14 protein-coding genes are annotated in these 21,994 nt (G+C 52.3%); 9 read left to right on the top strand and 5 right to left on the bottom strand.

The window, feature by feature from the left end:
- Window positions 1-91: 91 nt before the first annotated feature.
- The 4 genes from AMM03_RS10290 to AMM03_RS10275 all read left to right on the top strand — a co-directional run bounded on the left by AMM03_RS10290 (window position 92) and on the right by AMM03_RS10275 (window position 3,739).
- Complete coding sequence (locus tag AMM03_RS10290) at window positions 92-1,087, top strand: TRAP transporter substrate-binding protein (protein WP_090131260.1); 996 nt, start codon at window positions 92-94, stop codon at window positions 1,085-1,087.
- Window positions 1,088-1,148: 61 nt separating this feature from the next.
- Window positions 1,149-1,640, top strand: coding sequence for a TRAP transporter small permease (locus AMM03_RS10285; RefSeq protein ID WP_090131259.1), 492 nt, complete (start codon window positions 1,149-1,151; stop codon window positions 1,638-1,640).
- Window positions 1,641-1,663: 23 nt separating this feature from the next.
- Window positions 1,664-2,956, top strand: a complete 1,293-nt coding sequence (locus AMM03_RS10280; RefSeq protein WP_228764650.1) for a TRAP transporter large permease — start codon at window positions 1,664-1,666, stop codon at window positions 2,954-2,956.
- Window positions 2,957-2,974: 18 nt separating this feature from the next.
- On the top strand, window positions 2,975-3,739 hold the full coding sequence (locus AMM03_RS10275) for an SDR family NAD(P)-dependent oxidoreductase (RefSeq protein ID WP_090131576.1): 765 nt from the start codon (window positions 2,975-2,977) through the stop codon (window positions 3,737-3,739).
- 13 nt (window positions 3,740-3,752) lie between these two features.
- Here AMM03_RS10275 and AMM03_RS10270 read toward each other — a convergent pair whose 3' ends face one another.
- The 3 genes from AMM03_RS10270 to AMM03_RS10260 form a co-directional block, all read right to left on the bottom strand.
- Complete coding sequence (locus tag AMM03_RS10270) at window positions 3,753-4,772, bottom strand: alpha-E domain-containing protein (RefSeq protein WP_090131257.1); 1,020 nt, start codon at window positions 4,770-4,772, stop codon at window positions 3,753-3,755.
- 63 nt (window positions 4,773-4,835) lie between these two features.
- The gene (locus AMM03_RS10265; protein ID WP_090131248.1) at window positions 4,836-6,287 is read right to left on the bottom strand and encodes a circularly permuted type 2 ATP-grasp protein; all 1,452 of its coding nucleotides are present in this window, start codon (window positions 6,285-6,287) and stop codon (window positions 4,836-4,838) included.
- Between the two features lie 79 nt (window positions 6,288-6,366).
- Window positions 6,367-8,934: a DNA internalization-related competence protein ComEC/Rec2 gene (locus AMM03_RS10260; protein WP_090131247.1), complete on the bottom strand. Its 2,568-nt coding sequence runs from the start codon at window positions 8,932-8,934 to the stop codon at window positions 6,367-6,369.
- 99 nt (window positions 8,935-9,033) lie between these two features.
- On the opposite strand from AMM03_RS10260, the gene AMM03_RS10255 reads away from it, so the two are divergent.
- From AMM03_RS10255 to AMM03_RS10235, 5 genes are all read left to right on the top strand, one after another.
- Window positions 9,034-12,429 carry a transglutaminase family protein gene (locus AMM03_RS10255; protein ID WP_090131574.1) on the top strand — a complete coding sequence of 1,132 codons (3,396 nt, stop codon included), beginning with the start codon at window positions 9,034-9,036 and terminating at the stop codon, window positions 12,427-12,429.
- 18 nt (window positions 12,430-12,447) lie between these two features.
- Entirely contained in the window at window positions 12,448-15,099 is a 2,652-nt protein-coding gene (locus AMM03_RS10250; protein ID WP_228764649.1) for a circularly permuted type 2 ATP-grasp protein, read from the top strand.
- Between the two features lie 10 nt (window positions 15,100-15,109).
- Window positions 15,110-16,033, top strand: coding sequence for a transglutaminase family protein (locus AMM03_RS10245; protein WP_090131244.1), 924 nt, complete (start codon window positions 15,110-15,112; stop codon window positions 16,031-16,033).
- Window positions 16,034-16,055: 22 nt separating this feature from the next.
- Entirely contained in the window at window positions 16,056-16,511 is a 456-nt protein-coding gene (locus tag AMM03_RS10240) for a RidA family protein (protein ID WP_090131239.1), read from the top strand.
- A 254-nt stretch (window positions 16,512-16,765) separates the two neighbouring features.
- Window positions 16,766-17,455, top strand: a complete 690-nt coding sequence (locus AMM03_RS10235; RefSeq protein WP_090131237.1) for a response regulator transcription factor — start codon at window positions 16,766-16,768, stop codon at window positions 17,453-17,455.
- Between the two features lie 68 nt (window positions 17,456-17,523).
- On the opposite strand, the gene parC is transcribed toward AMM03_RS10235, so the two are convergent.
- Window positions 17,524-19,893: a DNA topoisomerase IV subunit A gene (parC, locus tag AMM03_RS10230; protein ID WP_090131235.1), complete on the bottom strand. Its 2,370-nt coding sequence runs from the start codon at window positions 19,891-19,893 to the stop codon at window positions 17,524-17,526.
- 2 nt (window positions 19,894-19,895) lie between these two features.
- On the bottom strand, window positions 19,896-21,878 hold the full coding sequence (locus AMM03_RS10225; protein ID WP_090131570.1) for a DNA topoisomerase IV subunit B: 1,983 nt from the start codon (window positions 21,876-21,878) through the stop codon (window positions 19,896-19,898).
- Window positions 21,879-21,994: the final 116 nt, after the last annotated feature.

Genomic DNA, 21,994 nt, shown 5'->3' with positions numbered 1-21,994 from the left:
TGGTTTACCCCAAGAACATTTATGCAACTTTGTCCTAAAGTTATTCGAGCAACACAGAGACGTTGTATTTTTTGAAAATTAAACAGGAGACATGAGCATGAAATTTTTGAAGCCTTTGCTGGGCATGGTTCTTTCATCTGTCATGGCTTTAAGCGCACACGCGCAGCAAGCCCCTATCACCCTTCACGGCGCTTCGCAGTTCGGTGATGACCACGCATTCACCAAAACAATGGTTCGCTTCGAAGAACTTGTCAAAAAATACTACGGCAAGCCCGTTAATTTTGTTCTGCACAAAAACAGTGAGTTAGGCCTTGAAAAAGATTACTTTGCCTACATGAACCAAGGAAAGGCCGTCGATTTCGCCATTGTGTCGCCAGCACACATGTCCACCTTCTCTAAGGCAGCGCCCTTCATTGACGCGCCCTTTTTGTTCAGCGATTTAAATCACTGGAACAAAGTTCTTGATCAAGACATACTGAAACCCATTGCCGATGAAGTCGAACAAAAAGCCGAAGTTCGTTTGATTGGTTATGCAGGTGGCGGCGTTCGCAATATTTTTGCCAACAAGTCTGCCACCAATTTGGCCGAACTTAAAAATCTCAAGGTTCGCGTTCAAGGCGCACCTATTTGGAGTCGTACATTTGGCGCGGTTGGCATGACGCCCACCGTCATTGCCTACAACGAGGTCTACAACGCCATTCAAAACGGCGTGATTAACGCAGGTGAAAACGAGGCCGCAGGTGTTGAGGCCATGAAGTTTTACGAAGTGGCGCCAAGCATTCTGATGACCCGTCACGCCATCACCATCCGTCCGCTTTGCTTCTCGGTCAAAACCCTGAAAAAGTTGCCTGCTGATTTACAAGCAGCCATTGTCAAGGCTGGCAAAGAGGCTGGTGCCTATGGTCGTCAAGTTGAGTCTTCTGAAGATCAGGCCAAGCTCGACAAGTACGCCAAAGAAGGCAAGTTAAAACAGATTCCCTTTACACAGCGTGCTGAGATGCAAAAATTGGTTGATCCTGTCATGGCCGCCTACGCCAAGGAAGTGGGAGCTGATGCCATCTACGCCAAAATCAACAGCTTGAAGTAATACTTCACAACCATAACGGGCAACTTTAAGTTGCCCGTTTTCTTGGCAATCTGGAAACTCCATGCAAAAACTACTTGGCTTGATCGATAAGTTGCTTCATTTTTTGCTCATCACAACGGTTTTGTTGCTGATCGTTCCGGTCAGTTTGCAGATTTTTTCCAGATTCACAGATTTGATTCCACGCTACATGTGGACAGAGGAAATGAGCCGATTCTTTTTTGTTTGGCTCATTCTTTTAGGCGCCACTTTGGGAGTTCGCGAGCGTCTTCACTTTGACGTCGATTTTCTGCCTGAACTTTCGCCTCGGGCAACCCATGTCATTTTGCGCATCAGTCAAACAGCCATGCTAGTTTTTTCATGTGTCATTCTTTATTGGGGCATCGAATTCACGCAATTTGGTTGGAATCAAACCTCCGAATTGGCTGAGATGCCCATGTGGTGGATTTTCATCGCATGGCCCATCGCCGGTTTTTTGTGGATTGTTTTTTTGCTGGATCACATGTTCAATGCCAGCGACGTCAGCGAAAGTTCTAACCAGGGGTCAGTGATTTGAGCTCTTCTCTTTTATCGCCATCGATGGCGGCGCTTGTTCTGTTTGGTAGTTTTTTCCTGTTACTGGCATTGCGAATACCTGTTGCTTTTGCCCTTGGACTTGCGTCACTACCGGTCCTACTATTTGAACCCCGCTTATCCCCGTCGGTCTTGTTCAATGAAATGTTCAAGGCTTACAACTCATTCATTCTTTTGGCAGTGCCATTCTTTCTCTTGACCGCCAACCTCATGAACGGAGGCGGTATCACAGACAGACTGATGCGATTGTCGCGGGCCTTGGTGGGGCACTTCCCAGGGGGCTTGGCACAAATCAATGTGATCTTGTCTGTTTTCTTTGCTGGCATTTCAGGCTCTTCTACTGCGGATGCAGCCAGCCAAGGCAAATTGTTCATTGAGGCACAAGTTAAAGAGGGCTATGACTTGTCCTTCTCGATTGCCATCACAGCTGTTTCTGCCGTGTTGGCAGTCATTATTCCGCCCTCTATTTTGATGGTGGTGTGGGGTGGCGTCATTTCTACCTCCATTGGCGCCATGTATTTGGCAGGCATCGTGCCGGGTCTCCTCATTGGCTTAGCCCAAATGGCCACCGTTCATGCCTACGCCAAGAAACGCAATTACCCTGTCTACCCACGCGCCAACCTAACTGAAATCTACAAAGCAGCTTTGGTATCTATTCCAGCCATGATGACGCCCGTCATCATTGTGGGTGGCATCTTGCTAGGACTCTTTACAGCCACTGAATCAGCCGCTGTGGCTGTTTTGTATGCGGCCGTGTTGTCTATGCTTTTTTACCGTGAGATGAGCTGGAAAAGCTTCATGACGGCCATTGTTGATACCGGCAAATTGAGTGCTGTCGCCTTGTTCTGCGTTGGCACGGCCTCAGTGTTTGGCTGGTTGCTGGCTTACTACCAAATTCCCAAAGCACTGCTGGCCAATGTCACAGACTGGGGCTTGGGCGTCATTGGTGTAGGCTTGCTCATTGCGGGTGCGTTTTTGGTTGTTGGCTGCTTCTTAGACGCCATCCCTGCCATCATCATTGTGGGTACAACACTGCAGCCTTTGGCAGAGTCTGTGGGCATGCACCCAGTGCACTTCGCCATCGTAGGCATTGTGTCGCTGGCCTTTGGACTGATCACCCCGCCCTACGGGATGTGTCTCATGATTTCATGTGCGGTGGCCAAAGTGCCTCTAAGTTTTGCCATCAAAGACACCATGATCATGTTGATACCCATGCTGGTTGTTCTGTTGGCCATCATCGTGTTTCCAGACATCGTGCTGTTTTTACCCCGAATTTTCTCGCCCGAGATGATCAAATAATTTTTGGAGACTTGCATGTTGAACGACCTCAAAGACAAAGTAGTTTTAATTACAGGCTCAAGCACTGGCATAGGCGCAGCTGCCGCTGTAGCCTTTGGCAAGCTTGGCGCTCGCGTTGCTGTGCACTACAACAGCAGCAAAGATCAAGCGGAGCAAGTGTTAAAAGATGTCAAAGCCACTGGTGCTCAAGCCCACCTGTTTCATGCAGACGTAATGGACTCTGCGCAATGTCATCGCCTGGTCAATGACACTGTCAATGCATTTGGGCGTATCGACATCCTCATCAACAATGCGGGAGCGCTGGTTCAGCGGGTTCCCATCGAAGAAATCACGGATGAACTCTTTGACCATGTTGTTTACTTGAACGTTCGGTCTGCCATGATGTGCACATCTGCTGCCGTTGCCCACATGCGCCGTCAAGGTCATGGTGGTTCAATTATCAACTTAACTTCTATCGCAGCACGTCATGGTGGGGGCGCAGGTGCATCGCTTTACGCAGGCTCAAAAGGCTTTGTATCTACAATGACCAGAGGTTGGGCCAAAGAATTGGCCAAAGACAAGATTCGTGTCAATGCCATCTCTCCAGGCGTCATCACCACCCCATTCCACGAACGCTTCTCCACGCCCCAAATGCTGGAAGGCTTCAAAGCCACCATTCCAATGAACCGCTTGGGCACCTCCGAAGAATGTGCCGGTGCCTTTGTGTACCTTGCCTCTGAGCAGATGTCAGGCTATGTCACTGGCCAAATCATCGAAGTCAATGGCGGCCAATACATGCCCTAAGGGCACCCAAACTTCAAGATGCTTGGGGCATCAAAAATTCTCGGCTGATTCTACCGCCCAAAACATTGACGCGCTCTAGGAACTGGGTCAAATAGGCATGCAAACCCGTAGCCAAAATTTCATCAATGCGGCCATAGGCCAGATCTGCTCGCAATTTGCCCGCATGGCGCACGGTCTCGCTTTGAGGATTGTCCGTCACTGCTTGAAGGTTATTGACCACTTCGTTCAGACTGGCATGCAAAGAGCGCGGCATGTCGGGGCGCAAGATCAATAATTCAGCCACTCGATCGGGGCGAATCACATCGCGGTAAACCTTGCGGTAAATTTCAAAACCACTGACGCTTCTGAGAATGGCGCTCCAGTGATAAAAATCAAACTCTTGTGACACGTCCAAGGGCGAATCGACTGCCATGGTTTGCGATTGCATTTGCTGGACCAAGCTGGCCTCCAAGGGCAATGCACCAAATCGATCATTTTGAACTGCATGAAACTTCACATCGACCAAACGCGCTGTATTGTCAGCACGTTCTAGAAAGGTTCCCAAGCGCATGAAGTGCAGGGACTCGTCCATGAGCATAGTGCCAACCGTGACACCGCGAGACAGGTGCGATCTAAATTTAACCCACTCAAAAAACTTACCTGGATCGGCTTCAAACTCACCGGAGCGAATCATGCGATTGACTTCCAACCAAGTTTGATTTTGTGTCTCCCAAACTTCGGTGGTCAGCGCACCACGCACAGCGCGGGCATTTTCTCTGGCCGCACGCAAACAGGAAATGATGGACGACGGGTTGTTGGGGTCCATCACCATGAACTGCATCACGTTGTGCGCTTTGACGTCGCCATGCATTTTTGTGTAGGCCGGCAAAAGTTCACTGATTGACAGCAGCCCTTCCCAACCCGATTGAACGGTGGCACTAGATTGTGGCAAGAGCGAGGTTTCATAACTCACATTCAACATGCGCGCCGTGTTTTCAGCGCGCTCTGTGTAGCGTGACATCCAAAATAAATGATCGGCGGTTCGGCTTAGCATGCTTGTTCTTTCAAATACTGAGGGGGGCTCTTAGAAGTGGCTTAGAAAGTGCATCGTGCTGACTTACGACTGCAAAATCCATGTGTCTTTGGTACCACCACCTTGCGATGAGTTCACCACCAGCGAGCCCTCTTTCAAAGCCACTCGCGTTAAGCCACCCGGCACCATCTGCACCGTTCTGCCACTCAGAACAAAGGGACGCAAATCAATGTGACGCGGCGCCACACCACTTTCAACATAGGTAGGGCAACTCGACAAACTCAAAGTAGGCTGCGCAATGTAGCCCGAAGGATTGGCAACCAATGCTTTTCTGAAGTCTTCAATTTCTGCATGGGTTGATGCGGGTCCTACCAACATGCCATAACCCCCAGCACCATGAACTTCTTTGACCACCAAGTCTTTCAAGTTGGCCAATGTGTAAGCCAAATCATCAGACTTTCGGCACATGTAAGTGGGCACGTTTTTCAAAATAGGCTTTTCACCCAAATAAAACTCAATCATCTGAGGCACATAGGGATAGATAGATTTGTCGTCTGCCACCCCTGTGCCAACCGCGTTGCAAATGGCCACATTGCCAGCGCGGTAGGCATCCATCAAACCTGCACAACCCAGCGTTGAGTTGGGTCGAAATACCTTGGGGTCTAAGAAGTCATCGTCGACACGGCGATAGATCACGTCCACTCGCTTAGGCCCTCGGGTGGTTCGCATGTAGACAAACTGGTCTTTAACAAATAAGTCCTGACCTTCCACCAACTCCACGCCCATTTGCTGCGCCAAAAAAGCATGTTCAAAGTAGGCACTGTTGTACATGCCGGGCGTTAGCACCACCACCGTGGGCTCAGCCGAGGAGGCAGGACTAGAAGCCCTCAGAGTTTCAAGCAATAAGTCTGGGTAATGGGCAACAGGTGCAACGCGATGGCGATTGAACAAGTCTGGAAACAGACGCATCATCATCTTGCGGTCTTCAAGCATGTAGCTCACACCGCTGGGAACCCGCAGGTTGTCTTCTAGAACGTAGTACTCGCCCTCGCCCTGCGCGTTAGGCGCACGAACAATGTCAATCCCGCTAATGTGCGAATAAATTTGATGCGGCACATCCACACCCATCATCTCGGGTCGGAATTGTGCATTCCTCAAAATTTGCTCTTCAGGTATCAGGCCTGCTTTGATAATTTCTTGATCGTGGTAGACGTCGTGAATGAAACGGTTGAGTGCAGTGACGCGTTGCACCAAACCACGCTCCATGCTTTGCCACTCGTTGGCCGGAATAATGCGAGGGATCAGGTCAAAAGGAATGAGTCGCTCGGTACCAGAGCCCGACTCGTCTTTGTCGCCGTAGACCGCAAATGTAATGCCGACACGTCTGAAAATCATTTCAGCTTCTTCACGGCGCGCAAGCATGACTTGCTCACTTTGACCCGCTAACCAATCGGCATAGGCTTTGTAGTGGGCCCGAACAGGACTACCCGGCGTGGTGGCCGTTGCCTGACTGTACATCTCATCAAATCTCTGCATCTGACATCACTCCTAGGCTTTGAAAAGCAAGATGCATACCCGCAAATGCAGTCTGGTCAAGCAACGCCTATCTTAAGGCTTAAGGCCTTAGGTAATGCCAATACCGTTTGTTCTGAGTCCGTTCACACTCAAGCGTCTGAGGCAGACTACTTTGCCAATGGGCAGCACCACAATCGGGCGTTGATACCAGCTCAACATCTAGCGCTTGGTAACGTGCCAGCACAGGCGCTGCAGGGTGTCCGTACCGATTGCGATAACCCGCTTGAACCACCGCCCACTGTGGCTTTAGCGAGCTAATGAACGAAGGTGTTGAGGAGGTTTGGCTGCCATGATGCGGTACCAACAGCACATCGACGGGGTGCAGTGCTGCCCGCTGCAACAATGCCAATTCTTGCGGCGCTTCGATGTCGCCGACCAACAGCGCACTGGCCTTGCCGAATCCTTTCTCTGCGTCCTTGTTGAAGGTTGTGGCGCCTTGATTGGCATCAATTCTCAAGACGCAGCTGATCGCGTTTGAGGAGGCTTGGGCATCGTAATCTGCCCGCGTCGGATGCAGAAATTCAAACTGCACACCATCCCAAATCCATTTTTGCCCCGCCAAACAAGCGTTCACAGGGCGTATTTTTGTAAGCGTGTGCCCCTCTTCTAAGGAAGCCCACACCGACGCTTTGGTGTGGGCCGCCAAGACTGCAGCGGCACCGCCTGTATGGTCTGAATCGCGATGACTCAATATAAGGCGGTCGAGTTGAATGCCCAGTCGAGACATCAGCGGCACCAAGACTCTTTGCCCAGCGTCTGAATTTTCAGAATATTGGGGGCCAGTGTCGTACAACAATGCATGGTGCGCAGTTCTCAAAATGACTGCATTGCCCTGACCCACGTCGGCAAACCACAAATCAAAGTGCCCCTCTGGCGGTCTGGGGTCTTGCCACAAAAAAGCAGGCAACATCAGCAAAAGACCCCAGCAACGCAATACCCATGGCCAAGCCTGAATCAGTAGCAGCCCACCACCTAGCGCCATGGCCGCCATCAGTGCCGGTGGAACTGGCATGACCCATACGCCAACAGGCACCTGTCGAAGCAATTCAAGCAAAGACATGAGGGGTTCCAGCGCCAGCAATGCCCATTGCCAAAAGGGTGAATAAAGCATGCCCAACATGGCCAAAGGGGTGACGATCCAAGTCACCCAGGGAATGGCCACAAAATTGGTCAGCAACCCCACCAAAGACACCTGGCCAAAAAACAAAACAGACAAGGGTGTCAGAGCCAACATGACGATCCACTGCTCCTTGGCCAAGCCAACAAATCCTTGCCAGATTGACTTACCCATATTGAGGCGTAAACGCTTCAAGCCACTTTCTTGCACCAATTCAGGGCTTTTTGATCTCATTTTGGTGCGCTCCGAGTTGTAGTCAGAACCGCCCAACATGAGCGCCCCCACCGCTACAAAACTTAACCAAAAGCCTGCTTGCATCAAAGCCCATGGGTCCCAAATGACAATGACCCAAAACGCCAGAACCCATGTCCACAGACGCGGCCAACGCAAGCCCAAGTTTTGTACAAGGACAAGCACCCACAACATGACGATGGTTCGTTGCGCCGGCAAACCCCAACCCGCAAAGAAGGCATAGAGTGTTGCAAGGATGGCACCACCCCATGCAGCCACTACCGGCGTAGGCCAACGCAAACACAAGTCACTGCCCGCAGTGGCAGACCATCGCCATAGGCCCCCTAGTGCTTTGGCAAAAAGCCAGGCCAGCAAGGTAATGTGCAAACCCGAAATGCTCATGAGATGAGCAACACCTGTGGCCCTAAAGAGATCCCAATCTGCACTGCTGATCGCGCCTTGATCGCCCATCACCAAAGCGGCAATCACCCCACCATGCGTCTGAGATGCATGGCCGTCTGAGGACAAGGTCAAGGCAATTTGAGAACGCGTGTATTGCCTCGCTTGCGCCATAGGAAAACGCCATGAAGCGCTGAGCTTTTGGGGCGCTGTATCGCGTTTGCCAACCCTGATGGTGCCAGTGGCCATGACACCGTTTTCCCACAACCACAGCTCTTCATCAAAACCACCAGGATTGCGAAGGCCATGCGGCACCTTGAATCGCACAACAAATTGCCACGTGCCACCCGGATTGAGATCGGCCCAAGCCCGTGACTCCCCCATGCTGCCGCTCTCCCGGTCGTACCAATTGAGGTCCACATCTGCGGGCAAATCAACTGCCCTGTGGGAATCCACATGGCGAGCTGATTGAATTTGAAATTTAAAGCGCACACCCATTGCGCTTTGAACAGGCAGCGACGCAACGACCCCTGTGAGACTGATGTCCTGCCCTTCAATGTCACGCACTAGTTGTCGATGATCCTGCAGTAAGCACCTGACATTGATGAACGACAAAGCCAAGGCCATTGAGGCCACAAACAAAGCCAAGTGCTGAAGACCTTTGAAAAGCTCTGGCTTGTTTCCCCAAAGAAATGGCTGGGTTTGGCCCAATGTAGACAGCGCCCAAGCGCACACTAAAAGTGCAAGACCGAACAGCGAACTTGCAGTGATGCGCTGCACGGTCCAAATGTCTTCTTGTTGGAGTTGAAGCGCAGTGCCCAAAATCCAGCCCATCGCCAAGCTGGGCGCCAATTTCAACATGTTGAGCCTTTCGATGTGCCCACCATGGCGCGGCTTTTGCTAGTTTAGGGAGCCCAAGCTGCTCTGTCGATGCAGCCGCTGTTGCGCTTACTTGCATTTATGTCTATTCACGTTGCACTGCATCACGTTACACATTACAAATACGATCGGCCTGTTCAACTGGGCCCCCAAGTTATACGCCTGCGTCCAGCACCGCACAGCCGCAGCAGAATTTTGTCGTACAGCCTTCGCGTAGAGCCTTCTGATCATTTCATCAACTGGCAGCAAGACCCTTTTGCCAATTACCAGGCTCGTTTGGTATTTCCCCATAAAACCACCGAATTCAAAGTGACTGTCGATTTGGTCACTGAAATGGCCGTCTTCAATCCCTTTGACTTCTTCTTAGAACCCAGTGCCGAGCATGTCCCTCTAACCTACGCGCCAGAACTCAAAGAAGAACTCGCCGCTTACTTGGACAAACTACCGCGCACCCCGCTGTTTAAAAAATACCTCAGCAGCTTAGACAGAAAGCGTCAAAGAACCATCGACTTCTTGGTGCAAATCAATCAACGCGTTTACCAAGACATCAACTACTTGATTCGGATGGAGCCCGGTGTTCAAACGCCCGACGAAACACTTGCATTGCAAAGTGGTTCTTGCCGTGATTCAGCATGGCTTTTGGTTCAACTGATGCGGCACATGGGCCTGGCTGCGCGCTTTGTGTCTGGCTATTTGATTCAACTCACGCCCGATGTGAAATCGCTGGATGGCCCCAGTGGCACCGAAGTTGACTTCACCGATTTACACGCATGGTGTGAAGTTTATTTGCCAGGTGCTGGCTGGGTTGGGCTCGACCCCACCTCTGGTTTATTGGCCGGTGAAGGTCATATTCCTTTGGCTTGCACACCCCAACCCTCAGGTGCAGCGCCCATTGAGGGTTTGATGGACGAAGCCGAAGTTGAGTTCGGTCACGAAATGGCCATCACGCGCATCTATGAATCTCCCCGTGTCACGAAGCCTTACTCCGAAGATCAATGGGCCAAGGTGTTGGCTTTAGGCGATCAAGTCGACGCGCAATTGCTAGAAGGCGATGTCCGACTGACCATGGGCGGCGAGCCCACTTTTGTAGCCACCGAAAACAGAGATGCGCCCGAATGGAACACCGACGCATTAGGCCCCACCAAACGGGGTTTGGCCACTGAACTGGTTCACAAGCTTCGCGCGCAATATGGCGCAGGCGGCTTCTTGCATTTTGGCCAAGGCAAGTGGTATCCGGGAGAACAATTACCAAGGTGGGCCCTCAGCATTTATTGGCGTGCAGACGGTCAACCTTGCTGGCAAGACACATCCTTGTTTGCAGATGAACGCGTGTCACATCAGTACACCCCTAGTGATGCCAAAAAGTTTTTAAACACATTGGCAAACCAATTAGGTGTATCACCCGAAAACATCACACCGGGTTATGAAGACACTTGGTATTACTTGTGGCGTGAACGGCGTCTGCCTGTCAACGTAGACCCCTTTGATGCCAGGCTGGACGACGAAATGGAACGCGCTCGTTTGCACCGTGTTTTTTCGCAAGGTCTGGATCAAGAGGTTGGCTACCTACTGCCCTTGCAAGTGCAAGAATCAGGCAGCACAGGGGATAACACATCATGGCAAAGTGGCAAATGGTTTGTGCGAGATGAGCGCTTGTATTTAACGCCAGGCGATTCAGCCATGGGCTGGCGATTGCCACTCGACTCCCTGCCTTGGACTGCACCGACCGATCGTCAAGTTTTAATTGACCAAGATCCCTATGCAACTCGTGGTCCATTGCCATTGCCAAGTGCGCATCAGCGGACGGCAGTGCCGCCAACGATGCAGTATCCGGGTCAAAGCGCTCATGCGCAGGCACCTGCCAGGTTTAAGTCTGATCCCTCCACCGTGCGAACCGCTTTGTGCGTAGAAATCAGAGACCCACGACGTGCCAATGGGCCCGTGCCACGAAAAGATGCCGCAAGCGACAAAGACATGCAAGGCGTGATGTATGTCTTCATGCCGCCCTTGGCCAAAGTCGACGATTACCTCCATTTGTTGTCTGCCGTAGAAGCCACAGCCAAGCAACTCAACATCGCCATTGTGTTGGAAGGATATCCGCCGCCCAGAGACCCACGGCTCAAGCTCTTGCAAGTCACACCCGACCCTGGCGTGATTGAGGTCAACATTCACCCTGCCAGCAATTGGCGTGAAGTGGTTGAGCACACCGAATTTCTGTACCAAGCCGCTTTCGAAACCCGACTGAGTGCTGAAAAATTCATGACCGATGGCAGGCACACAGGAACCGGTGGTGGCAACCATGTGGTGATGGGCGGTGCCACACCTGCAGACAGCCCCTTCTTGCGGCGTCCAGAATTGTTAGCCAGTCTAGTTTTGTACTGGCACAACCACCCTAGTCTGAGCTACCTCTTCAGTGGCATGTTCATTGGGCCCACCAGCCAAGCGCCGCGAGTGGACGAAGCGCGCAATGATCAGGTCTATGAACTAGAAATTGCGCTGCGTGAAATTGCGCGCAATCGACAAGTTCACGGACAAAGCATGCCACCTTGGTTGGTCGATCGCAGCCTTCGAAACATCTTGGTGGACATGACTGGCAACACGCACCGCAGCGAGTTTTGCATCGACAAAATGTACTCACCGGATTCATCGACAGGTCGTTTGGGCTTGCTGGAGTTAAGAGCTTTTGAAATGCCGCCTCACGCTCGAATGAGCGTAGTTCAGCAGTTACTGCTTCGCGCTTTGGTAGCCCGATTCTGGGACGACAACTACACGGCACCCGTCACTCGATGGGGCACCACGCTGCACGATCGCTTCATGTTGCCCACATTCATCAAAATGGATTTTGACGACGTGCTCACCGAATTGGGTGATGCAGGTTTCCACTTTGATCCAGCATGGTTTGCCCCACACTTCGAGTTCAGATTCCCCAGAGTGGGTGAATTTTGTGTCGATGCCATTCAAGTGACTTTGCGCAATGCACTCGAACCCTGGCATGTCATGGGCGAGGAAAGTACCTCGGGCGGCACTGCAAGATATGTTGATTCGTCACTAGAACGCCTAGAGGTTCATGTCACAGGCTTGAACCCCAGTCGTTACACCGTCACCGTCAACGGTCAGGCCTTGCCCTTGCAACCTACCGGCACAGCAGGCGAATATGTGGCCAGCGTGCGCTACAAAGCATGGAACCCGCCCTCCTCCCTGCACCCTAGCATTGGCGTTCATGCCCCGCTCACCCTCGACGTTTTGGACACTTGGATGCAGCGATCCATCGGCGGTGCGCAGTACCATGTAGCACACCCCGGTGGCCGAAATTACGACAGCTTGCCGGTCAATGCCTATGAAGCAGAAAGCCGACGCTTAGCCCGCTTCTTCAGAATGGGCCATACACCGGGCCGCATGCCCATACCGCCCGCCAATGTCGAATTGGCGGCCAGTCCAGAATTTCCTTGGACTTTGGACCTGCGCAAGCCCAGATGAGGCGACAATTCACGCATTGTGGAATTTAACAACAACCCCTCATCTTCCGCTGTGCAATCTCAAACGCAATCTTCGGGCTCTGCCAATGAGAACGTGCAACAGTCAGCGGCCACGCGCGACTTGCTTCGTGTGCTTGGGCTGGCACCCTCAGGGCACTGGGATGAAATGCGAGGCGGCGTCAGCGCCCTGAACGGCGAAGGCACCGACTCTATCTTTGGAGCGGTTCTACAAAGCACACAAGTTACGCCCCATTGGGCTGAGTTTTTGTCGCACTTGGGCACTGAGGGCATCCAAAGCTTGCCAGCGCGACACAACACCATGGCCAAGCAGGTTCGGGACAATGGCATGACCTACAACGTCTATGCCAACGCCGATCAACCGCAACGGCCTTGGTCACTGGATTTGTTGCCGCTCATTTTGTCCAGCCAAGATTGGCAACAGATTCAATCGGGTGTATTGCAACGAATGCGATTGCTCGAAGGCATCATGTCTGATGTGTATGGCATGCAGCACCTTTTAAAGCAAGGTGCGTTGCCTTATGCCTTGGTACAAGGACATTCGGGTTACTTGCATGCCATGCAGGGCAGCTCGCCTGTGGGAGGTCGGCACCTTAACTTGGCGGCCTTCGATCTGGTCAAGGGACCTGATGGCTGTTGGTGGCTTTTGTCTCAACGAACTCAAGCGCCCTCGGGCCTAGGTTATTTGCTTGAAAACAGACAGATTATTGCCAATCAGTTTTCAAGGGCTTTTGAAGCCATGCCGGTTCAGGGACTGGCTGCGTCGTATCGCTCCTTTGTCAATGCATTGAAACTGCGTACCCAAGCCGGTATGCAAGCGCACATTGCGCTTTTAACACCAGGCCCCTACAACGAAACCTATTTTGAACAAGCTTACTTGGCGCGCTATTTGGGTTTGTCGCTGGTCCAAGGCAATGACCTTTTGGTCAGAGATGAAAAGCTTTACCTCAAAACACTCGAGGGTTTGAAACCCGTTCATGGTCTGCTCAAGCGCGTTGACGATGACTGGCTAGACCCTCTTGAGTTGCGCGCAGAATCGAGCTTGGGTGTTCCTGGTTTATTGCAGGCTGTTCGCGCTGGCAATGTGTTGGTGGCCAACACGCCCGGTTCAGGATTTTTAGAGTCCAATGCGCTGCTAGGGTTCTTGCCTAAACTTTCTCGAACCTTGTTGCAAGAAGAATTGCTGTTACCTGCCATCCCCAGTTGGTGGTGTGGTGAACCCGCTGCCATGCACGAGGTGCTGCCACGCTTGCAAGAATGTGTCATCAAGCCCACCTACCCTTATGGGCCAAGCCGTCGAAGTTTTGAGCCCGTCATGGGTCACACATTAGATTGGCGGGGGCTGGACGAATGGCGCGCGCGCATTCAAAACGACCCTGAGGCGCACACTGTTCAAGGCTTTTTGCCTTTGTCGCACACACCCACTTTTGCGGACCTTCAATCAATGCCTTCGCGGCCGGTCATATTGCGCGTCTTTGTATTGGCCAATGAAGAAGGCGGGTGGCAAGCTCTGCCAGGTGGCTTGGCGCGTTTGGGCACTCAAAATGGCATTGCCTCTATGCAGCAAGGTGGCAGCAGTGCAGATGTCTGGGTGTTGTCTAACAAGGCACCAAGTCCTGCGCCAGCGCCAGCCAAAGAAGCGGTGTTTGTCGCCAGTTCACAAAAGCATCGACTGGTCACCAGCCGTGCCGCCGAAAACTTATTTTGGATGGGCCGATATTCGGAACGAACAGAAAACACCTTGCGACTTTCACGACTGGCCCTTGAGAGTTTGAACAGCGAAGCGCAACATAGTCCCGCCCTGATTGAATGGCTCAATGTGATGTGCGTCAGTCATGGCTTGCTGGTCCCCGGCGTGCCTCAAGCGCAACAATCTAGACGCGTGTTTGAGCGCTCTCTGGTTGCCGGACTTTGGGACACCCAGCACACCACAGGTGTGGGCTACAACCTGCGCGCCATCAAGTTGGCCGCTGCGACAGTCCGCGAAAGATTGTCGCCTGAGCATTGGTCCTTGATTGAGCAAACTGAAAAAGCGTTTTTTCAACCCGCTTCTCAAGATGCTCCCGTGGCCAGCAGCATTTGGGCGCAACAACTGTTGGCCCGAACCAGTCAATTGATGGCGGCACTGACTGGCGCGCAAACAGACCGAATGACACGCGATGATGGCTGGCGTTTGCTGTCCATTGGCCGTCACATTGAACGACTTGATTTTTTGGCACACGCACTTCACAGCGCCATCGAGACCCAATGTGTTCAAAGCCAAGCAGGTTTTGATGCGGTATTGGCTTTATTCGACAGCACCATTTCTTTTCATGCGCAATATCAGCAAAGCCGAACCTTAGGGGCGCTGCTAGAGTTGTTGTTAACCCATACCGACAATCCACGTGCGCTAGGTTGGGTCGCTCAAACATTGCGCGGCCGACTGGCTCGAATGGGCCATTTGGCCAATGGCGCCACAGAGACCTTGTCACATCAAATACCAGTGTTGAAAGACATTGATTTGATGCTGCTTGCACCCGATGGCCAAAATCACAGCCCAGCCTTAATACAGTTGCTGGGAGAATGTCGGCAAACCGCACGTTCAGTCTCTGACCAACTCAACAGCCTGTTCTTCTCGCACAGTGATGAGTCGCAGCAAAGTATTGGCGCATAAGGGCTAGACCATGAAGCTGCGAATCACTCACGAGACGCTCTACCACTACACGCCAATCGTCGAAACGGCTCAGCACGTGGCGCACCTTCAACCGCCCATGACGCCGTGTCAAAGTTGCCAGCAGCATCATTTGGCAACTGAGCCCAATGCGACGCAAGTGAGCTCGAATATCGATGCCTTTGGCAACCACAGAGTTTATTGGTCACTGCCTTCACCTCACAACAGCTTGAAGGTGACTGCGCAAAGCGAGTTAGAAACTTTTCTCATCGGAGAAAAGCGCTTAGATGCTTTAGCAAAACAGGTCCTGCATCTGTCCTGGGAAAATGCCGTATTGGCATACCGATACCGCGCTGACATTGCCAGCGATCAAGCGACTGAATTTGCTTATACCTCTCACCATGCCCCCATCGACACGGCATTTGCCATTTACGCACAAAGCAGTTTTCCACCCGGCCGAAACCTCATTGATGCAACGCGTCATTTGATGCAGCGCATTCATACCGATTTCAAATACGAATCGTTCAGTACCGACATCAGCACGCCAGCACTCAAAGTTTTAGAAGATAAAAAAGGGGTTTGCCAAGATTTTGCGCACGTGATGTTGGCTTGTCTACGCAGTCTTGGTTTAGCCGCCAGATACGTCAGTGGCTATTTGTTAACTGAACCCCCTCCGGGTCAACCTAGACTCATTGGCAGCGATGCATCGCATGCTTGGATATCCCTCAGAATTCCAAAGATGAATCCCGTCGAGGGCACAGAATCTTGGTACGATTTCGATCCCACCAACAACCGCGATGGTTGGTGCAGCCCTGGCACTGACTATGTTCGTCTTGCCGTAGGTCGCGACTTTGCAGATGTCTCCCCCCTCAGAGGCGTCTTACAAGGTGGCACGCACCATACCCTTGCGGTCAGTGTCACGGTGGAACCTCTTTAACCTTTCTTGAATTGAATGCACCATGTCTGTTTACAAACGTTTAGAAGAACTCAAAATTTCATTGCCACCTGTAGCGACACCTGCCGCAGCCTATGTGCCCTATGCGCAAACGGGCAATTTGGTGTTCTTAAGTGGCCATATCTCTAAGAAAGATGGCCAAGTTTGGGCAGGACAACTTGGTAAAAATATCCAAACTGAGGAAGGCAAAGCGGCTGCTCGCGCCGTGGCCATTGATTTAATGGGCACCTTGCATGCGGCTGTGGGCGATCTCAATAAAATCAAAAGAATCGTCAAAGTCATGAGCTTGGTCAACTCCACGCCAGACTTCACGGAACAACACTTGGTGACCAATGGTTGCAGCGAATTGTTGGGCCAAGTTTTTGGGGAAGCCGGCGCGCATGCACGCAGCGCATTCGGTGTTGCTCAATTGCCCTTGGGTGCCTGCGTGGAAATTGAATTGATTGCTGAATTGGCCTAATTCAGACATTCGGGGGGCAGTCTTGCCCCCAATCCAAGCTTTAAACAAGCAAATTCATCAAATTCACCACATTGCTCTTTTTTGCAAGGCGTTGGCAAGCGAATGAATTCCAACGGCTCTTCAGAGGAGAAATACAAACTTTTTGTAATTTTCTTGTCCTTTAATTCACATTAATCATTACAAAATATTTAAAAAACACTCAAAAACCATTAGGATGAATTCTTAAGTTAACAATTAATAAAAGGACATCCGCCATGAAACCACTTTGCGTCAGCTTCGTTGAACAAGACCCTCACCTGGCGGAAAAGGTACTTTCACAGCTAGAAACGGCGGGCATTGAAGCCCACCACTGCCAATTTCCTGATGGCTTGGCTACCGAACTTTCGCAAAAAGTCTTTGATGTGGTCGTTTTAGATGCCGACACCCTAGGCGAACAAAGACTCAGCCTGGCCGGCCAGTTGGCCAAACACCCAGAGCTTCGGGTGGTCATGATTTCCCAAGCCGCCGAACCGCAAGACCGCATTGCAGACATTGCCGCTGGCGCAGATGTCTGCCTGACTAAGCCCTTCAACCCAACCGAGCTCATTGCCATCATTCAACGTTTGGCTTCTCGTTTACCCAGAACGCTCAAATCGGGTTGGACCATCGATCCTGTCAGAGCCCTCCTTACAGGCCCTGCCAACAACGCCATCGGACTGACCGCCATGGAAACTGTGCTGCTCACCCAATTGGCCATGGCGCCAGAGCAGGCCCTTCGAAGCGATGCACTTGAAATGGCCATTTGGGGACTCTCAGACTTTTACAACAACAAACGCCTGCAAGTTTGCGTTTCTCGCTTGCGCAAAAAGTTAACGCATCGCCATGGCCCAGAAGAGTTGTTGGCAACTTGCTGGCGATCAACTTATCAATTTGTGCCGCGCATGCACTTTGCACCGAAGCGCTAATTGAACTAAGCCCACAAAACAAAGCACCTCAATAGGTGCTTTGTTTTTGAGAGGTCTGAACTAAGCCATTATTCGACCCGGAAAATTTGCGTCGGTTTGAAGCCCAGATCTGCGGCTTTGCCTTTGCGCGCACGAGCAGCACGCGCATTGTTCAAGCTTCGAATTTCCAAGGTCTCTTCTCGGTCTTTGCCGCCTCGGCCAATGCCCATCAACTTGATACTTCGGGTGTAAGCCGCTGCGCCAGCCAAGGTGTCTTTGGCTTCCAAATCCAACAACATCAAGCCACGGCCGCCCTTCTCCATCAGCTTGAGTTCGCTAATTTCGAAAGTCAGAATGCGACCGCCCGTAGAAGCGCAAGCCACATGGGTGGCCGCTGGCATGGGCGCTGCGCCAACAGCTGACGTGGCGTTTGAACCCGACACATGTGAAGGCGCGCAAACCGATTCACCTTCACCCACCGTCATGAATGACTTGCCGCCCTTTTGTCGGGAAATCATATTCTCGACCGTAGCCATGAACCCATAGCCGCCAGAACTAGACAACAGCAATGTGGCCGTGGCAGGACCCGCAAAGAAATGTGCCACTTGAGTTCCGGCTTCTAATTCAATCAAGGTGGTAATAGGTTGACCATCACCTCGTGCACCAGGCAAGGAAGCCACGGGCACCGAGTAAACGCGGCCACTGCCTTTCTGCGCGGTACCAAATGCCAACAGCGTATCCACCGTTCGGCATTCAAAGGTGCCATACAAACCATCGCCTGCTTTGAAAGCAAAGCTGGTGGCGTCATGGCCATGACCCTGACGCGCACGCACCCAACCCTTTTGCGACACCACCACCGTGACAGGCTCGTCCACCACTTTCACTTCGGCTACGGCCTTCTTCTCTTCTTGAATGAGTGTGCGGCGTGGATCGGCAAATGTTTTAGCGTCTTGCTCAATCTCTTTGACCATCAAGCGTTTGAGCGATGCAGGATTGGCCAAAATTTCTTCGAGCTGAGTTTGCTCTGTGCGCAACTCTTTGAGCTCTTGCTCAATCTTGATGGCTTCCAAACGCGCCAATTGACGCAGGCGAATTTCAAGAATGTCTTCAGCCTGGCGTTCGCTAAGCTTAAAGCGATCCATCAAGGCTTGCTTGGGCTCATCGCTTTGGCGAATGATGGCAATCACCTCGTCGATGTTGAGCAACACCAACTGACGGCCTTCCAAAATGTGGATGCGGTCCATCACCTTGCCCAAGCGATGCTCAGAGCGGCGCACAATGGTTTGTTGACGGAATGTGATCCATTCCGAAATCATTTGGCGCAATGACTTTTGCACGGGCTTGCCATCAATGCCAACCGAGGTCATGTTGATGGGTGACGAGGTCTCCAAACTGGTGTGCGCCAGCAAGGCCGTGATCAATTCTTGCTGTTCAATGCGGCTGGTCTTGGGCTCAAACACCAAGCGCACTGCGGCATCTTTGCTGGACTCGTCGCGCACCACATCGAGCACTGACAAGATACTGGCCTTGAGTTGCATTTGGTCTGCACTCAGGGCTTTCTTGCCAGCCTTCACTTTGGGGTTGGTGAGCTCTTCAATTTCTTCCAGCACTTTTTGCGAGCTGACACCAATGGGCAACTCAGTGACCACCAATTGCCATTGGCCGCGCGCCATGTCTTCAATCTTCCAACGCGCGCGCACCTTGAGAGAACCACGACCGGTGCGATACGCATCCGCAATGTCAGAGGCTGGGCTGATGATTTGACCGCCGCCTGGAAAGTCGGGACCAGGAATCAGTGCGAACAATTCCTCGTCCGTCAATTTGGGCGACTTGATGAGGGCCACGCAAGCATCGGCCACCTCGCGCAAGTTGTGGCTTGGGATTTCGGTGGCCAAACCCACGGCAATGCCACTGGCACCGTTCATCAACACAAAAGGCAAACGCGCTGGCAGTTGGCGCGGCTCTTCAGTTGAGCCATCGTAATTGGGAATGAAATCGACCGTGCCTTGGTCAATTTCATCCAACAGCAAAGTGGTGATTTTGGAAAGTCGCGCTTCTGTGTAACGCATGGCCGCTGCGCCATCACCGTCGCGGCTACCGAAGTTGCCTTGACCATCAATCAGCGGATATCGCTGGCTGAAATCTTGTGCCATGCGCACCAGTGCATCGTAGGCTGCTTGGTCACCGTGAGGGTGAAAACGGCCCAGCACATCGCCCACCACACGCGCGCTTTTAACGGGCTTGGCACCTGTTGCACCCGAGAAGCCCAAGCCCATGCGGGACATGGAATACAAGATGCGTCGCTGAACAGGTTTTTGGCCATCGCACACATCGGGCAACGCACGGCCCTTGACCACGCTCAGTGCGTATTCAAGGTAGGCGCGCTGCGCATAGGTGGCCAAATTCAGTGAGTCATCGGACTCGCTGTTTTTGAGGTCTAAGGTGGGTTGATCGTTCATGATTAAATGTCCACTTCGATGTCGTCACCGTGCAGCTCCATGAGCTCGCGGCGCGCTGCAGCTTCGCCTTTGCCCATCAGTTGGGTGATCAAGCTCTCGGTTTGCGCAAAATCCAAAGTGCCCAATTGCACGGGCAGCAAACGGCGGGTGTCGGGGTTAAGGGTGGTTTCCCACAATTGCTCGGCACTCATCTCACCCAGGCCTTTGAATCGGCTGATGCTCCACGCACCTTCGCGCACACCGTCTTTGCGCAGCTTGTCCAAAATACTTTGCATCTCGGCTTCGTCCAATGCGTACATCTTGGCCGCTGGTTTTTTGCCGCGCGCCGGTGCATCCACACGGAACAAAGGTGGACGCGCCACAAACACATTGCCCGTTTCGATCAGCTTGGGGAAGTGACGGAAGAACAAAGTGAGCAACAAGACTTGAATGTGCGAGCCATCTACGTCAGCGTCGCTCAAGATGCAAATCTTGCCGTAACGCAAACCCGACAAATCGGGCGTGTCGTTGGGGCCATGCGGATCGACACCAATGGCCACCGAAATGTCGTGAATTTCGTTGTTGGCAAAGAGACGATCGCGATCGACTTCCCACGTATTGAGCACCTTGCCACGCAAAGGCAAAATGGCTTGGCATTCTTTGTCGCGGCCCATCTTGGCGCTACCGCCCGCAGAGTCGCCCTCCACCAAAAACACTTCGTTGTGCGCAATGTCTTTGCTTTCGCAATCGGTCAGTTTGCCGGGCAACACAGCCACGCCAGAACTCTTGCGCTTCTCAACTTTTTGGCCGGCCTTTTGACGATGCTGAGCGGCCTTAATGGCCAACTCGGCCAATTTTTTGCCGTACTCGACGTGCTCATTGAGCCACAGCTCTAAGCTGGGGCGCACAAAGCTGGACACCAATCGAACCGCATCGCGCGAGTTCAAACGTTCTTTGATTTGGCCTTGAAATTGAGGGTCGAGCACTTTGGCAGACAACACAAAACTGGCTCGGGCAAACACGTCTTCAGGCATGAGCTTCACGCCCTTGGGTAGCAAGCTGTGCAGCTCAATAAAACTCTTGACGGCGGTGAACAAGCCATCGCGCAAGCCACTGTCGTGTGTGCCCCCTGCACTGGTGGGAATCAAATTGACATAACTCTCGCGAACCGGCTGGCCGTCCTCTGTGAAAGCCACTGCCCAGCTGGCGCCTTCGCCTTCTGCAAAGCTGTCGTTGTTGCCATCGGCAAAACCTTCGCCTTCAAACAAAGGAATGACCGGATCGCCTGAGAGGGTTTGCATGAGATAGTCACGCAGGCCTGCTTTGTATTGCCAGGTTTGGGTGTCTTTGTTTTTTTCATTGAACAAAGTAACCGTAACACCTGGCATGAGCACCGCTTTGCTGCGCAGCAAATGGGTGAGCTCGGCCATGGGCAAGGCACTGGATTCAAAGTACTTGGCATCGGGCCAGACACGGACCGTGGTGCCTTGCTTCCGATCGCCCTCACCCGCTTTGCAAGTGACTAAAGCTTCGACCACATCGCCACCCGAAAACGCCAGCGTGGCCACTTGACCTTCGCGGTAACTGGTGGCCTCAAGTCGCTTGGCCAAAGCATTGGTGACGCTTACGCCCACACCATGCAAACCGCCGGAGAAACTGTAGGCGCCACCCTTGCCTTTGTCGAACTTGCCACCGGCATGCAAGCGTGTGAACACCAATTCAATGACAGGTGCTTTTTCTTCCGGATGCAATCCAAAAGGAATACCGCGGCCGTCGTCTTCAATGCTGACCGAGCCATCGGCATGCAAGGTCACTTTAATTTTTTTGCCATGACCCGCCAGCGCTTCATCAGCTGCGTTATCGAGCACCTCTTGAATCACGTGCAAGGGGTTGTCGGTGCGGGTGTACATGCCCGGCCGTTGTTTGACGGGCTCTAGGCCTTTCAAGACTCGAATGGAGCCTTCGCCGTATTCGGGAGATGAATTGGAAGAGGTAGAAGTAGCCATGGGCGCAGATTGTAGTGTCAAATCAAACAAAGTACTGGATATATTTACAGCCCAGCAACTCAAGGACAATGTGACTTCATTGGCGATACAGTGCGCTATCCCTCACTTGATTTACA

Source organism: Limnohabitans sp. Rim11 (genome assembly GCF_001269365.1).
GTDB lineage: Bacteria > Pseudomonadota > Gammaproteobacteria > Burkholderiales > Burkholderiaceae_C > Limnohabitans_A.
The sequence above is the reverse complement of the archived record's forward strand: the minus strand, read 5'-3'. Positions and strand labels throughout refer to the sequence as shown.